Below are 13,940 nucleotides of genomic sequence, written 5' to 3'. Positions count from 1 at the left end.
TCTATTCCCCCAGAATTAATTCTCCATGTAATTTATTAATTTTTTTAGCTGCTTTAATTACTTTTATTAATTCTTCATTGCTAAGCGTATTTGAATTTTTTGATATAAATTCATTTAATTTCATCTTTTGTATTTCTATTTTTATTTTTTCATTGCTTCTGTTGCTAAATAAATTTTCCCCATTTCTTTCAATTGAAAATATAAGGGGCCCTATTTCTGCATTTGTACTTGCTATAATGATTTTGTTTTGTTCACTTATTAGAACTTTAGGCATAGTTTTTATTTCTATTTCTTCAATTTCGCCTAGCAATCCAATTTCGTTGATCTCAATTTCTATGATATTTCCTGATTTTATATTATTTTTTATGTTTTTACTTGTTAGTTTTTTACTTATTGAATCTGCTAAGACATAATCCTCTTTTTTAAGAATTATATTGTAATTTGTATAATTTTTGTCTTCATGTATTGTTGCTCCGTTTAGTATATATCCTGTACCTTTTGATTTTGCGTTAGTTATTATTGGACCTGAGGCTGTTGCTAGTACTTTTCCTTCTTTATCTTTTAGTTCTGTTCTTAAAAGTATACCATTTGTTAAGTCTTTTGAATCTAGCATTGATGCTATGTAAACATTGTGATTTGTACCTTTAACCATGTTTCCATTTATTTTAACCGTTGTGCTTACTAATGCGATGTTTTTGCTTCCTATGTTTGTTAGATCTATTTCGTTTATGCCAATTTTATTTAAAGCCTTATTTAAAATTTCTTTTCCCTTTAGAGAATCTCCTTTATCAGCAAGACCTGCTACTATTCCAATTCCTGTTAACGTATATGAACCTGTAGATTTCATTTCAGCAATATTTTTTAATTTTGTTTGTTCACTTATTTGATTTATATTGTTATTTTCATTAACAAGATTTTTTAAAGGTTGATTTTCTTGTGCGAATGAGCTTAGGACTATCTTTAAGTTTAAGATGGTTAGCATTGTCAATAGTTTCATGATTTTGTTCCTTTTGTATGGCAATATAGTTTACCTTTATTTTAATATTATTGCAATTGCTTTTAGTTTATTCATTTTTTCTTTGGGTTTATTATAGTGATAAAAAAATTATAGGAAATTTTCCCTTTCATTCATAATTAAGCTTTAAATTGTCAAGTAAATTAGTAAAGCCAATAACAAAATTGGGAATTTATATGTTTGAATATGGTATTATTGTTGTTTTTGTATTTTATTTAGTTTAAGCTCTTCATTTTTTATTATATCTTGTAATACTATGTAGTTACTTTGGTTTAATTCGTTTAAGTTTAGCGTTTCTTTGTTTTTAGTTGTGTTTATTTGATATTTAAAATAAACATTATATTCATTTAAGCTTTGTCCTGCCTTTAAATCTATTTTTGCAAGTACAATTGGTTCTATTATGTCAATATACATATTTACTTTATTATGTTTTTTATAGTCTTCAAATTTTTTTGCATAATAAACCAAAGTTTTTTGTATGGGTATATTTTTATATGATATGCTTTTTATTGCTTTAAATTTTATATCGGTGAAAAATTTATCTTCTATATTGATCTCTGATTCATCAAAACTGAATTGTAATATGTAAATATTTTTGCTTGCTAGATTTTTTGTGATATGGCTAATCATTTCAAATATTATTTGCTTTTGCTTAAGATGTGGGCTTATGTAAATCTGTGATAAGTTATTATCATTGCACATTTTTGAGTATTCTTTTGAGAAAAAATATGTTTTACTAGGAGATATTGTAAAACAGGTATCATAAGGCATTATTTGTGATAAATTTATTGTAAATAGATAGAATATAAATTTATTTGTGAGTTTTTTCACTACCTTTTTAAGTTATTGGCAATTCCTAGCATATTATCTGAGGTTTGAATTGCTTTTGAGTTTATCTCATAAGCTCTTTGAGCAACGATCATTGTTACCATTTCTTCTGCAATTGATACGTTTGACATTTCAAGTATGCCTTGCCTTAATCTACCCATTCCATTACTTCCTGGTATTCCTGATATTTCTTCTCCAGAACCAGTGGTTTCTTTAAATATGTTGTTTCCAATTGCATTGAGACCTGCTGGGTTTACAAATCTTGCAATTTCCATTTGACCAAGTTCAATTGGATCAGAGCTTCCATCAACTTTGACAGATATTATTCCTTCTTGAGATATTGTAATAGAATCTTTTATATATTCTTCAGGAAAGGATATTTCAGGCAATAATTTGTATCCTTGACTTGTTACAAGATCTCCATTTGCGTCGATTTTGAATGAACCATCTCTGGTGTATCCGTAAGTGCCGTCTGGTAAGAGAATCTTGTAAAATCCATCACCTTCAATTGCAATATCAGTTTTTAAATTGGTGGCTTGCAGATTGCCTTGTTCAAAGATTCTGTGTGTTGCTGATACTTTTGTTCCGTGTCCAACTTGATTGCCAAGAGGGCTTACTGTGTCCTCAGTTGCAGGAGTTCCTGCTCTTTTTTGTGTTTGATATATTAGATCTTCAAATTCGGCTCTTATTTTTTTAAATCCCGTAGTGTTTACATTTGAGAGATTATTGGCAATTGTATCCACGTTATATTGTTGTGCTTTCATTCCGCTGGCTGCTGTCCAGAGTGATCTCATCATAAACTAATCTCCTTAAAATTTTCCAATTTCGTTAATTAATTTACCAAGAAGTGAGTTCTCGGTTTGTATTGTTTTTTGATTTGCTTCATAGGCCCTATTAACTGTAATCATTGATACCATTTCATTAATGGCGTTTACATTTGAGCCTTCTAAAGTACCAGTTTCAATTTTGGGTCTTGAATTTATTTCGATATTTCTAGCTTGTCCAGATATTTCTGTACTATTCCAGAGTGAACTGCCTTGTTTTTGTAGAAATCTTGTTTTTTCAAAATTTACAATCTTTAAGTTGTCAAGGAGTTCATAGTTTTCCCATGAATTTTCATATTCACTTACAAGATTTTTGGGATTTTTTTCAAATGTTGAATTATGAAATATTTGTCCTTGAGCTGTTATTTTAAAGTTATTATCTTTTAAGTATATGTATCCCTTCTCTCCAATTACAGGATATCCATCTTTTGTAACAAGTATGCCTTCTGGTCCGAGTATGAAAGAACCGTTTCTTGTATATCTCTCTCCTTCTGGTGTTTGAACAACAAAAAAGCCTTCATCAGTTAATGATAAGTCAAGAGGATTCCCAGTGATTTTTAGTGGTCCTTGTTCAAAAGAAGTGTAAATTTCATTTTCTTCAACTCCTGTACCAAGCTTGCCAATAACAGGTGCTGTCTCCAGGTATCCTTTGGGAAATTTGTAAAGACCGTCATCATTGATTCTCCTAATTAACATTTCGGGGAATGCTTTTTGGACAGATAAATCTTTTTTGTATCCCGTAAGGTCAATATTTGCTAAATTATTCGCAATAACATCTAACCTGTGTCTTTGTGCCATCATTCCGCTGGCAGCAGTATAAATACCTCTTACCACATTAAACCCTCATTATTTATCATTGATATTGTTATTAATTTTATCACTAAAATTAGTATATATCAATTTTGATTTCTTTATTGTTTTATGTATCTTGATTTTCTAAGATTGAACTATCAATTTGTATTTAGTAATTTAAATTATGTAAGTAAATTATTCCTTTTGCAAAAAGTATGAAATAAATGTATAATCTTTCTTTGTCATGACATATTTAAATTGTTGGCTCAGATATTAATTTTAGGAGTTTATATGGATAAGAATGTATTGAGAATTATTCTTTTATTTTATTTTTCGTTTTTTGCATTTGCAGAGTCTGAGAAAACAGACAATAAAAAAGACGGTAGTGAGGTTTTAGGATATTGGGTTGGATATGATAGTACTACGAATGTTAAAAATTCTGTAATTTATGTTTATAAGTATAATGATAAAGTCTATGGTAGAATTTTAAATGTAATAAAGGATGGAAAGGTGCATGATATTAATGATCCTTCTGGTTATAGGGTTGTAGGTTTTGAGCATTTAATTACTGAAGGTCTTGATTTTATGTGGGGGCTTAAATATATTGAGTCTTCTGACAAGTGGGATAAGGGTAAGATTATTGATCCTAAGAATGGTAAAATTTATAGTTCTGAAATGAGGGTAGATCCAAAAACGGGTAATCTTATTACCAAGGGTAAGGTATGGATTTTTGGTAGAAGTAAGGTTTGGACAAGAGCTAATGAAGATGAGATTCCAAAATTAGATGTAGAAGGTATAGTTCCAAATCCCCCTGTAGCGGAAGAATAAAAAAAATAAGTATTTAATTTTTTTGTGGGAATCTTAATGAAAGATAGAACGGAATATTATGATAAATTTATTATGAAAGTACCTAACTTTCCAAAGGAAGGTATACTTTTTTATGATATTACTAATGTTTTACTCAAAGCAGAAGCATATAAATCTTTAATTGAAGATGCGTATGCTTTTTATTTATCAAGAAACATCGATTACATTGCTGCTATTGAGTCAAGAGGTTATCTTATTGGTGCGCCTTTGGCTTTAAAAATGGGCTTGCCTCTTTTGTTGATTCGAAAAGAAGGTAAACTTCCAAGGCAAGTCTTAAGAGAGAGATATGAACTTGAGTATGGATTTAGCAGTATTGAAATACATAAAGATGATGTTAAACAACATTCAAATATTTTGTTAGTTGATGATGTTTTAGCTACCGGAGGCACTTTGAGAGCAGCCGACATGTTGCTTAAAAAGGCGGGTGGAGTGGTATCTGATATCTTTTGTTTTATTGAACTTGTAAGTATGAATGGTAGAGATGCTTTACGGGAATATAGTTTAAATTCTCTTGTTAGATATTTTTGATAGTTATTTAATAAATAATTTGTATTATTAATTTAGTGAGATTAAATAAGTTAATTGAGCTTAAATAATTGACTTTAAATTTCATTAAATTTATAATACTTAGCTGAGCATTGAGAGGTGATTGTGATGTATGCGTTGTTGGAAATAAAGGGTAAACAGTACAAGGCTGTTATGGGAGAGATGTTAAAGATAGATAAAATTGGAGCTAGTGAAGGTGATAAAATAGAATTTAGCAGTGTAATGCTTGTAAACAAGAATGGAGATGTGAAGATAGGCAAACCTTATGTTTTAGGTTCTTGTGTAAAATGTACTTATATAGAAGATAAAAAAGATAAAAAAGTTATCTCTTACAGATATATAAGAAGAAAGTCAAGTGAGCGAAAGGTCGGCCATCGTCAATCCTATTCTTATGTTTTGGTTGATGATATAGTTGTTAGTTAGTGATTAATGTTTTAATAAAGACTCGTAATGATATAATTATTTATATTTTAGCTAATGGGCATGCTAGAGGAAATAATTATGTTAATATAGTTTGTTCTTCCTTTTCTTTTATTTTAAGGACTTTTTTAAGTGTTCTTAATTGTGAAAAAGAAGATTTTACTGTGGATAATTCTTTAAGAGGATATTTAGAATTTGAGGCTTCTTTTGAAGATTTGGATAGGCAGAATCTTTTTTATTATAGTAAATTTTTAATACAAGGTGTAAAGGATTTATGCTTTGAGTATCCTTGTGATATTAAATTGATTTTGGAGGAAAGTAGTGGCAACAAGTAAAAGTGGTGGTAGTTCTAAGAATGGAAGAGATTCTATATCTAAGAGGCTTGGTGTTAAGAGAAGTGGTGGGCAATTTGTGAGATCTGGAGAAATAATTGTACGTCAAAGAGGTACAAAATTTCATAAAGGCAAAAATTCTGGACTTGGCAGAGATCATACGATATTTGCATTAAAGGATGGTATAGTAGAGTTTAAAACTTTTAAGGGCCGAAAATATATAAATATTATTTAATATTGTTATAGTTGAGGTTGATTTGCATACGTTTAAGGATTCTTTAAACATAACTGTGTCTTCAGGTAATGGGGGTGCAGGATGTGTTTCTTTTTTGCGTGAAAGGTTTAAATCCAAAGGAGGTCCTGATGGTGGTGATGGAGGTCGGGGTGGAAATGTAGTCTTTAAGGTTAAGGCAGATCTTAAAACCTTATCTCTTTATAAAAATGGTCAAAAATTTGCTGCTAATAATGGCAAGCCTGGGATGGGTTCTAGGAAAAATGGGGCTTCTGGAGAAGATTTAGTTATTTTTATTCCTCCTAATACCCGTGTTTATGATGCTTTTACTGATTCTATGTTGTTTGAACTTCAGAATTTTGGTGATGAAGTTATTGCTTTAAAGGGTGGAAGAGGTGGCCTTGGAAATGTAAATTTTAAAAGTTCTACAAAACGGACACCAAGATTTGCTCAACCCGGAGAATCTGGTATTACTTTGGATTTACGTCTTGAATTAGGATTGATAGCTGATATTGGACTTGTTGGGCTTCCTAATTCAGGTAAGTCTTCTCTTATTTCTACAATAACTGCTTCAAGGTCAAAGGTTGGAGATTATCCTTTTACTACTAAAGTTCCGCATCTTGGCGTTTTGAAGTCTTATTATGATGATTTGGTAATTGCTGATGTGCCTGGGATAATTGAGGGTGCAAGTCGAGGGATGGGGCTTGGTTTTGAATTTTTGAGGCATATTTCAAAGACTAAAGTTTTGGTCTTTTTGATTGATGTTGCTAGTAATGACTTTATGAGTACTTATAATATTCTTGTTAATGAGCTTAGTGTGTATGATGTTGGCCTTTCAAGTAAGAGGCGACTAATTGTTGCTAATAAACTTGATTTAGAAGGTGCTATTGAAAATTTTAATCAGTTAAAAAGAGCTTTGGATGGCGAAAAAGTTTTAGGAATTTCTATTTATGATAATATGGGAATAGATGACCTTGTTAGTGAACTTTTTGCTTTATCGAGGATTTAAAGTCATTGTTTTTTTAGAAGTTCAAAATTAATATTGTTCAGACATTAATTAATGTAGTAAATTAAATGTATAACATGGGAGATTTATGCGAATAGCAATATTGGGTGGTACTTATAATCCTGTTCATGTTGGGCATATGTTTTTAGCAAAGGAGATAGAGCATTTTTTAAATGTTGATAAAATACTATTCATTCCTACTCATAAACCTGTTCATAAGCGTGTTGAAAATATTAGTATTAAAGATAGAATTGCGATGCTTAAGTTGGCCATACAACATGAAAATAATATGTTTATCGATGAATGCGATATTATAAATGGCGGAATAACTTATACTGTTGATACTATTGCTTGTATTAGGAATAAATATGTTCATGATGATATTTATTTGGTAATTGGAGATGATCTTTTTGAGAGTTTTGATTCATGGAAAAATCCAGAAAAAATAATCGAATCTGTTAATCTTGTGGTGGTTCACAGGATTTACAGTGAAAGATTAGTTAGTCGGTTTGAACATATTTATGTTGATAATAGAATATTTTCTATTTCTTCTTCAGAGATTAGAAGTAGAATTGAGCAAGGATTACCCGTTGATTATTTGCTTCCCTTTGATGTTTTGCGATATATTAAGAGTAATAATTTATATGTTAAAGGTCAATAATTGAGAAAAGAATTATTTTTTTTAGTTTTAATTATTTTAATAGTTCTTGGTATTGTGATTTTTTTTGTTGATAGTTCTAAGAGAGAGCAAATATATTTTGAATTGAATACTAAGAGTAATATTAGTTTTTTATTTCTTATAGAAGATGATAATGACAATCTTTTAAGTATGCAAGAGATTTTCGTTAATATAAAAACAGGAAATGTTGGATTTTTAGATATTCCTGTTTATACAGGTTATGAGGATTTAAAGGGAAATGTGTCTTGGTTTGAAGATTTATATAAAAAGGATAGCTTTAATGAATTTTTGTCTAAAGTATCTAGACAGTTGAATCATGAACCTGATTATTATATTTGTTTTAAAAAGAGTAGTTTTGTTAAATTTGTTGACTATATTGGTGGAGTTCGTCTTCTTGTTAAAAATCCTGTTAAAATATATAATTTAGTACGTCCTATCTTAATACCCTCTGGTAATTCTGTTTTTGATGGAGATAAGTCTTATGATTATTTAAGTTATTTCAGAGATATTGCTTCTTACGATGAAAGATTTGAGTTTTTTAAGGAATTTTTCAAGAAAATCTTGACACAATTTTCTGATTTTAAAGAAGAGTATGATTATTTTTCCAAAATGTATTTCATGTTAGATACGGATCTTTCTGAAACTGTATTTAAATATATTCTTGCTAATTATAAAATAAATAATGAAAAATTTATTTTTGTCAATATTAAAGGGCAAGAGGAAACATTTAAGGATAATAATGATAATTTAATAAAAGTTGTTTTTCCTTATTATGGTGGAGCGGTTCTTAAGGAATCGATAGAAAATTTAAATAGAGATTTAATGGGTGAAGCTAGAAGTGAAGAGGTAATTAAAGTTATTGTTTTAAATGGCACTAAGACTGCTGGACTTGCAAGGAATGCGGCAGATATTTTTAAATCTTTAAAATTTAAGGTTGTAAGGGTTGGTAATGCAGATAGGCATAATTATTCTCATACTTTAATAATAAATAATTCAGATAATTTAGAGATTGCCATTAAGGTTGGGGATGTAATTGGAGCAAGGAACATTAAACCAATTTCTGAGTTTCGTGTAGATATTTTAGGACTTGATGTGCCTGATATGAGTCCTGATGTAATAATCATTTTGGGAGATGATTTTGATGGAAGATATGTTAAAAATATATGATGTTAAGAAATTATGTAAGATTATATCTGATTTTGGCGGGATTGATGTTTTAGGTATTAATGTTAGTTCTGTTTGTAATTGGGCTGATTTTTTTGTTATTGTTTCATGCTTATCATTTAAGCAAATGGAAGCTTTGTATACCGAAAGATTAATAACATTTTTTAAGGAAAAGAATTTTAATTATTGTATTGATGGTAAAGGTTTTGTTCATGATTGGACAATTATTTCATGTGAAGGTTTAGTTGTACATTTAATGAGTGAAAAGGCCAGAGAATATTATGAACTTGAAAAGATATGGGATCAGGGAAAAATTATTTATCCTTGAGAGTTATTTAATTAAAAAAAATAAAAATATCGCAAGAATTATTTACAAAAAATTAAAAATATTCTAGATTTAAAACATGTATTTTAGGGAGGCCTAGGAGTGAATATTACAGATGTAAGAATTAGGAGAGTTGATAATAAAAATCCCGGTTCGAAGCTATTGGCATATGTGACAGTTATTTTTGATGATTGTTTGGTTTTGCATAATATCAGGGTTATTAGGGGGCAAAAAGGTGTTTTTATTGTTATGCCTAATAGAAGAACTAAGGTCGGAGAGTATAAAGACATTGTACATCCTATTAATCAAAATTTTAGAGAGATTTTGCAGAGTGCTATTTTTAAAGAATATGTGAAGGAAAATCCTTCAAGTCTTGAATTTGGATTAGGCTAATAAATATTATTGACAAAGTGTATTGTATTTTGTATCCTTTTGACTTATGGATAATTAAGTATTTGGGACGTGGACAAGTGGTAAGTCACCTGGTTTTGGTCCAGGCATTCGAGGGTTCGAATCCTTCCGTCCCAGTATTTGATATTAGGTTAGGAGTTTCATTGTGGATAGTAGTAGGATTTTAAAATATGAAAGTCGATTGAATTTTGGTTCTTTGTGTGCTCGTAGAATACGAGCAAAATCTGAGGTACCAGCTGTTGTGTATGGGAAAGAAAGTGATGTCCTGCATATCAAAATTGCAAGTAATGAATTTAATAAGAAATTTGCAAAATTTACAGGTAATACTGTTTTAATTTTAAGTGACGGAAAAGTCGAGAAATGTGTTTTTATTAAAGATGTGAGCGAAAATATTATTAAGGGGCTTATTTATCATGTTGATTTTTATGAGGTTGATAGGGATAGAGATATTGAAAGAGATATTGCAATTAAATTTGTAGGGGCTTCTATTGGTGTTAAGGAAGGTGGTACTTTAAGTGTTCTTCGGACTAAAATCAAAGTTAAGGCTTTGCCTTTAGATTTGCCAGAATTTGTTGAAGTAGATTTGACCCCTGTTAAGAAGGGATATCAGATAACTTTTAAGGATATTGTACTTCCTGAGAATGTGAGACTTGCTGAAGATGATGAAAATTTGTCTATTTTGTTTGTAAAATAAAAAAATATGGATTTGTTAATAGTTGGCCTGGGTAATCCCGGGTCTAATTTTTTTCATACTAGACATAATGTTGGTTTTGGGCTTATAGATAAATTGGTTGTAAAGCATGATCTCTCTTTGAAAAAGGTAAAAAATTATGAATACTCTGATTTTAATTTTGAGAATAAACGAATAGTTTTAATTAAACCTTTAACTTATATGAATTTGAGTGGTAATATTTTTCCTTTTGTTTTTGCTAGATTTTATATGAAAATAACTAATCTGTTGATTGTAGTTGATAATGTTGATTTACCTTTGGGAAAATGTAAACTTAGAAAGATAGGAGGTACTTCTACGCATAATGGACTTCGTTCTATTTCTGAGAGCCTTGGAAGTACTAAATATAGTAGACTTTATATTGGAGTTGGAAAGAATAATGAATCTAGTCTTAGAGATTTTGTTCTTGCAAAATTTAGCGATGGTGAGCTTAAGCGTATTAGAAATGTATTTAATTTTTTAAGTGAAGAGATATTAAGTATTGATGAATGTAATTTTGAGAGTAAAATTGCGACTATTAATTCTAGTAGTTTTTGATGTTTTGGAATAATATTTTAACAAAGATAGAAAGTTTTTACTTTAAAAATTCTTTAACCAAAGAAAAAGTAATAGTTGCTTTTTCTGGGGGAGCAGATTCTACTACCTTGTTATTGAGTTTAAAGGAGTATTTAAATAATAATATTGTTGCACTTTATTTTGCGCATTATATAAGATCAGATTTCGAGCAAAATCTGGAAATAGAACATATAAAAAAGTTTTGTAATTTTCATAGCATTACTTTTCAAATAAAGAGGTGTAGTGTTGATATAAAGAGAAAGTCTAGGCAACTTGGTATGTCAGTTGAGGAGTTGGCTAGAAAATATCGCTATGATGCTTTGTTAGAATCTTTTAGAGAAAATGGGGCAAGTTATATTGCTCTTGCTCATAATCAAAATGATCAATTTGAAACTTTGGTGATGAGATTTTTTCAAGGTTCATTTTTGGATGGATTGTCTGGTATTCCAGTTATCAATGGAAATATTATTAGACCTTTAATTGAGGTATCAAGAGAGGATATTGAAAAATTTCTTTCTTTGAATAATATTGTTTATTCTGTTGATAGTACTAACCATGAAGATTTATATTTAAGAAATAAAATTAGAAATAATCTTATGCCAGTTATTAGGAAAATTTTTAAGGGATATGAAAGGGGTTTGAAAAGGATATCTGATTTTTCAAGTGAGCTTGCAGGTTATTTTGATAAAGAAGATTATCTTCCCCCGAGTAAGGGTAATTATTATTATTTTTTTGATGCTATGACTTTTTTCAGGCTACCAAAGTATTTGGTTTTTAGGAGTATTTTTAAGATTTTAAATTCAGAAGGAATTGTGTCAAATTTGTCATATGGCACTTTAGGTGAGATTTTTAGGGTGAATCTTGCTAATAAAAAAAGTAAAATATTACTTAAAACCAATGATTTTTTTTTGGAAAAACGTAAAGATAAGATTAACCTTATCTTTAGAGAAGCTGAAGAGATGCATGAGCCTTTTGATTTTTTCTTAAGACTTAATGAATGTCATAGTTTATCTTTAGGTAAGATTTTGTTAGAATGTTTGGAGTGTGAAGATAATTCTATACTAACATTGAGATGTTGTTCTTATGAGTTTAGGCATAGATTTTTTAGAAGTAAGTTACAATCAAAGAAGTTCTTTTCTAAGTTTGTAAGATATAATCCACTTTATTTAATGTTGTTAGTGTTAGATGATAAGGTAATTGGCATTATTGATTTAAATACTTTAAACTTAATTTGGAGTGATAAGAGTATTCTTAAAAAAATTAATATATCTTTGTTCGGAGGATTTTTAAAGGAATGAATATTAACAATAATAATTTGAATAATAATGGTAAATCTAATAATAAAAAGAAAAATAAGAATTGGATTTTGGTTCTTGTTATAGTCTTTTTAGTTTTAGCAATATTCATGTCTTATTTTATGCGTGGCGGAGAAAATTATAAGAACGTGCCTTATAGTACATTTCAAACTTATTTAGATAGTGGTTTAGTTGAATCAGCAATAATAATTGATAAGAGTCAAATTCAATTTATTGTCAAAAATTCGAATTTAGGAAAATCTTATTTCTCTACTAGTATTCCTTATTTTGATATCAATCTGCTTTCTGAGCTTAAAGCAAAGAGAGTTGAGGTAAGTTCTGGAAAAAGTCAGTCATCTTTAATTGGTGTTATTCTTCAAACTTTGCCATGGATATTATTTTTTATTTTCTTTTTCTTTATATTTCGTCAAACTCAGGGTGGTGGAGGCAAGGTTTTTTCATTTGGAAAAAGCAATGCTCAAAAGTATGAGGCAGGAAAGAATAAAGTTACTTTTAAAGATGTTGCTGGTCAAGAAGAAGCTAAGCAGGAACTTAGGGAAGTAGTTGAATTTCTTAAAAACCCTAAAAAATTTGAAAAGATAGGTGCAAGGATTCCAAAAGGTGTTCTTTTAGTAGGATCTCCTGGAACAGGAAAGACCTTGCTTGCCAAAGCAGTTGCAGGTGAGGCAGGTGTAAATTTTTTTCATATGTCAGGTTCTGATTTTGTTGAGATGTTTGTAGGGGTTGGAGCAAGTCGTGTTAGGGATTTGTTTGACAATGCAAGAAAAAATGCTCCTTGCATAATTTTTATTGATGAACTTGATGCTGTTGGAAGAAGTCGTGGAGCTGGCCTTGGTGGTGGTCATGATGAGAGAGAGCAAACTCTTAATCAGTTATTAGTCGAGATGGATGGTTTTGGGACATATACTAATGTAATTGTGATGGCAGCAACAAATAGGCCTGATGTTCTTGATTCTGCTTTGCTTAGACCTGGAAGGTTTGACAGGCAAGTAACAGTGACGCTTCCTGATATTAAGGAGAGAGAAGCAATACTGAATATACATGCTCAAAAGACTAAACTTTCAAAAGAAATTGACTTACATGTAATAGCAAGAGCTACTCCTGGTGTTAGTGGTGCTGATCTTGCAAATTTGATTAATGAGGGTGCTTTAATTGCTGCAAGGAATGATCAATCTGAGATTCTTATGCATGATTTAGAAGAAGCTAGAGATAAAATATTAATGGGCGTTGCTAAAAAGTCTATGACTATTACTGATAGACAGAAACTTGAAACAGCTTATCATGAAGCAGGACATGCATTGCTTCATTATTATCTTGAATATTCTGATCCTTTACATAAGGTTACTATTATTCCTAGAGGTAGAGCTCTTGGGGTTGCTTTTTCTCTTCCTAGGGAGGATAGGCTTTCAATAAATAAAAATCAGATTCTTGATAAGATTAAGATATGTTATGGTGGTTATGCTAGTGAGCAGATTAATTTGGGTTTTACTACAGCTGGTGTGCAAAATGATTTGATGCAAGCTACTAATTTGGCAAAAAAAATGGTTACAGAATGGGGTATGGGGGAAGATGTAGGCCCAATATTTTTAGTGGATGATGAAGCTCCAATTTTTCTTCCAAAAGAATTTTCTAAGTCAAGAGCATATTCTGAGCATACTGCTGATAGAGTAGACAGGGAAGTTAAGAGAATTCTTGAAGGATGTTTAAAAGAAGCTTCAGGTATTTTGATGAACCATAAAGATCAGTTAGTGAAACTTGCAGAAGCTTTAGTTGCAAGAGAAACTTTGACAGATAATGAAGTAAGAGAGCTTTTAGGATTTGAAATTGTTGAGAGTGAGCATGAAAAAAGTTTAAGAGAGTCTAAATTGGAGACAGTCAATGGGTAAATAAAATTTTGA

Annotated in this window: 18 protein-coding genes and 1 tRNA gene; 15 read left to right on the top strand and 4 right to left on the bottom strand. The window is 30.1% G+C overall.

Annotated elements, in window-relative coordinates; translation table 11 throughout:
* Nucleotide 1 precedes the first annotated feature (1 nt).
* The 4 genes from R5397_RS00450 to flgF form a co-directional block, all read right to left on the bottom strand.
* Entirely contained in the window at nucleotides 2-997 is a 996-nt protein-coding gene (locus tag R5397_RS00450) for a flagellar basal body P-ring protein FlgI (RefSeq protein ID WP_247066030.1), read from the bottom strand.
* Between the two features lie 210 nt (nucleotides 998-1,207).
* Nucleotides 1,208-1,846, bottom strand: a complete 639-nt coding sequence (locus R5397_RS00445; protein ID WP_347343292.1) for a hypothetical protein — start codon at nucleotides 1,844-1,846, stop codon at nucleotides 1,208-1,210.
* Nucleotides 1,846-2,640, bottom strand: a complete 795-nt coding sequence (gene flgG / locus R5397_RS00440; RefSeq protein ID WP_421622515.1) for a flagellar basal-body rod protein FlgG — start codon at nucleotides 2,638-2,640, stop codon at nucleotides 1,846-1,848. Before flgG ends, R5397_RS00445 begins: the two co-directional genes overlap by 1 nt.
* Before the next feature lie 12 nt (nucleotides 2,641-2,652).
* Nucleotides 2,653-3,501: a flagellar basal-body rod protein FlgF gene (flgF, locus tag R5397_RS00435; RefSeq protein ID WP_421622514.1), complete on the bottom strand. Its 849-nt coding sequence runs from the start codon at nucleotides 3,499-3,501 to the stop codon at nucleotides 2,653-2,655.
* 249 nt (nucleotides 3,502-3,750) lie between these two features.
* Between flgF and R5397_RS00430 the strand changes: the two genes are divergently transcribed.
* The 15 genes from R5397_RS00430 to ftsH all read left to right on the top strand — a co-directional run bounded on the left by R5397_RS00430 (nucleotide 3,751) and on the right by ftsH (nucleotide 13,928).
* Nucleotides 3,751-4,287 carry a DUF2147 domain-containing protein gene (locus R5397_RS00430; RefSeq protein WP_421622513.1) on the top strand — a complete coding sequence of 179 codons (537 nt, stop codon included), beginning with the start codon at nucleotides 3,751-3,753 and terminating at the stop codon, nucleotides 4,285-4,287.
* A 36-nt stretch (nucleotides 4,288-4,323) separates the two neighbouring features.
* Nucleotides 4,324-4,854, top strand: coding sequence for an adenine phosphoribosyltransferase (locus tag R5397_RS00425; RefSeq protein ID WP_247066039.1), 531 nt, complete (start codon nucleotides 4,324-4,326; stop codon nucleotides 4,852-4,854).
* Between the two features lie 126 nt (nucleotides 4,855-4,980).
* Entirely contained in the window at nucleotides 4,981-5,295 is a 315-nt protein-coding gene (gene rplU / locus R5397_RS00420; RefSeq protein WP_247066041.1) for a 50S ribosomal protein L21, read from the top strand.
* Complete coding sequence (locus R5397_RS00415; RefSeq protein ID WP_421622512.1) at nucleotides 5,295-5,627, top strand: ribosomal-processing cysteine protease Prp; 333 nt, start codon at nucleotides 5,295-5,297, stop codon at nucleotides 5,625-5,627. Before rplU ends, R5397_RS00415 begins: the two co-directional genes overlap by 1 nt.
* On the top strand, nucleotides 5,614-5,859 hold the full coding sequence (rpmA, locus tag R5397_RS00410) for a 50S ribosomal protein L27 (RefSeq protein ID WP_247066044.1): 246 nt from the start codon (nucleotides 5,614-5,616) through the stop codon (nucleotides 5,857-5,859). The genes R5397_RS00415 and rpmA overlap by 14 nt, the downstream gene beginning before the upstream one ends.
* Nucleotides 5,860-5,881: 22 nt before the next feature.
* Nucleotides 5,882-6,865 (top strand): GTPase ObgE, encoded by a 984-nt coding sequence (gene obgE / locus R5397_RS00405; protein ID WP_421622511.1) that lies wholly within the window; start codon nucleotides 5,882-5,884, stop codon nucleotides 6,863-6,865.
* 85 nt (nucleotides 6,866-6,950) lie between these two features.
* On the top strand, nucleotides 6,951-7,523 hold the full coding sequence (gene nadD, locus R5397_RS00400; RefSeq protein ID WP_247066047.1) for a nicotinate (nicotinamide) nucleotide adenylyltransferase: 573 nt from the start codon (nucleotides 6,951-6,953) through the stop codon (nucleotides 7,521-7,523).
* Nucleotides 7,524-8,708, top strand: a complete 1,185-nt coding sequence (locus tag R5397_RS00395) for an LCP family protein (RefSeq protein WP_421622510.1) — start codon at nucleotides 7,524-7,526, stop codon at nucleotides 8,706-8,708.
* Entirely contained in the window at nucleotides 8,683-9,033 is a 351-nt protein-coding gene (rsfS, locus tag R5397_RS00390) for a ribosome silencing factor (RefSeq protein ID WP_247066051.1), read from the top strand. Before R5397_RS00395 ends, rsfS begins: the two co-directional genes overlap by 26 nt.
* A 99-nt stretch (nucleotides 9,034-9,132) precedes the next feature.
* Nucleotides 9,133-9,423 carry a septation regulator SpoVG gene (gene spoVG / locus R5397_RS00385; RefSeq protein ID WP_247066052.1) on the top strand — a complete coding sequence of 97 codons (291 nt, stop codon included), beginning with the start codon at nucleotides 9,133-9,135 and terminating at the stop codon, nucleotides 9,421-9,423.
* Between the two features lie 63 nt (nucleotides 9,424-9,486).
* Nucleotides 9,487-9,558, top strand: a tRNA-Gln gene (locus R5397_RS00380).
* 28 nt (nucleotides 9,559-9,586) lie between these two features.
* A complete protein-coding gene (locus R5397_RS00375) occupies nucleotides 9,587-10,135 on the top strand; it encodes a 50S ribosomal protein L25/general stress protein Ctc (RefSeq protein WP_247066055.1) in 549 nt (182 codons plus the stop codon).
* A 6-nt stretch (nucleotides 10,136-10,141) separates the two neighbouring features.
* A complete protein-coding gene (gene pth, locus R5397_RS00370; protein WP_421622509.1) occupies nucleotides 10,142-10,708 on the top strand; it encodes an aminoacyl-tRNA hydrolase in 567 nt (188 codons plus the stop codon).
* Nucleotides 10,708-12,024, top strand: coding sequence for a tRNA lysidine(34) synthetase TilS (gene tilS / locus R5397_RS00365; RefSeq protein WP_421622508.1), 1,317 nt, complete (start codon nucleotides 10,708-10,710; stop codon nucleotides 12,022-12,024). The genes pth and tilS overlap by 1 nt, the downstream gene beginning before the upstream one ends.
* Entirely contained in the window at nucleotides 12,021-13,928 is a 1,908-nt protein-coding gene (gene ftsH, locus R5397_RS00360) for an ATP-dependent zinc metalloprotease FtsH (protein WP_421622507.1), read from the top strand. Before tilS ends, ftsH begins: the two co-directional genes overlap by 4 nt.
* Nucleotides 13,929-13,940: the final 12 nt, after the last annotated feature.

This window comes from Borrelia sp. MN22-0132 (genome assembly GCF_049201035.1).
GTDB lineage: Bacteria > Spirochaetota > Spirochaetia > Borreliales > Borreliaceae > Borrelia > Borrelia puertoricensis.
The sequence above is the reverse complement of the archived record's forward strand: the minus strand, read 5'-3'. Positions and strand labels throughout refer to the sequence as shown.

What these genes read in the sequence shown, in the direction of transcription:
- tilS (WP_421622508.1), top strand. Translation starts at nt 10,708, where the DNA reads ATGTTTTGGAATAATATTTTAACAAAGATAGAAAGTTTTTACTTTAAA.
- R5397_RS00450 (WP_247066030.1), bottom strand. Translation starts at nt 997, where the DNA reads ATGAAACTATTGACAATGCTAACCATCTTAAACTTAAAGATAGTCCTA.
- R5397_RS00430 (WP_421622513.1), top strand. Translation starts at nt 3,751, where the DNA reads ATGGATAAGAATGTATTGAGAATTATTCTTTTATTTTATTTTTCGTTT.
- R5397_RS00425 (WP_247066039.1), top strand. Translation starts at nt 4,324, where the DNA reads ATGAAAGATAGAACGGAATATTATGATAAATTTATTATGAAAGTACCT.
- pth (WP_421622509.1), top strand. Translation starts at nt 10,142, where the DNA reads ATGGATTTGTTAATAGTTGGCCTGGGTAATCCCGGGTCTAATTTTTTT.
- nadD (WP_247066047.1), top strand. Translation starts at nt 6,951, where the DNA reads ATGCGAATAGCAATATTGGGTGGTACTTATAATCCTGTTCATGTTGGG.
- rplU (WP_247066041.1), top strand. Translation starts at nt 4,981, where the DNA reads ATGTATGCGTTGTTGGAAATAAAGGGTAAACAGTACAAGGCTGTTATG.
- ftsH (WP_421622507.1), top strand. Translation starts at nt 12,021, where the DNA reads ATGAATATTAACAATAATAATTTGAATAATAATGGTAAATCTAATAAT.
- rsfS (WP_247066051.1), top strand. Translation starts at nt 8,683, where the DNA reads ATGGAAGATATGTTAAAAATATATGATGTTAAGAAATTATGTAAGATT.
- flgG (WP_421622515.1), bottom strand. Translation starts at nt 2,640, where the DNA reads ATGATGAGATCACTCTGGACAGCAGCCAGCGGAATGAAAGCACAACAA.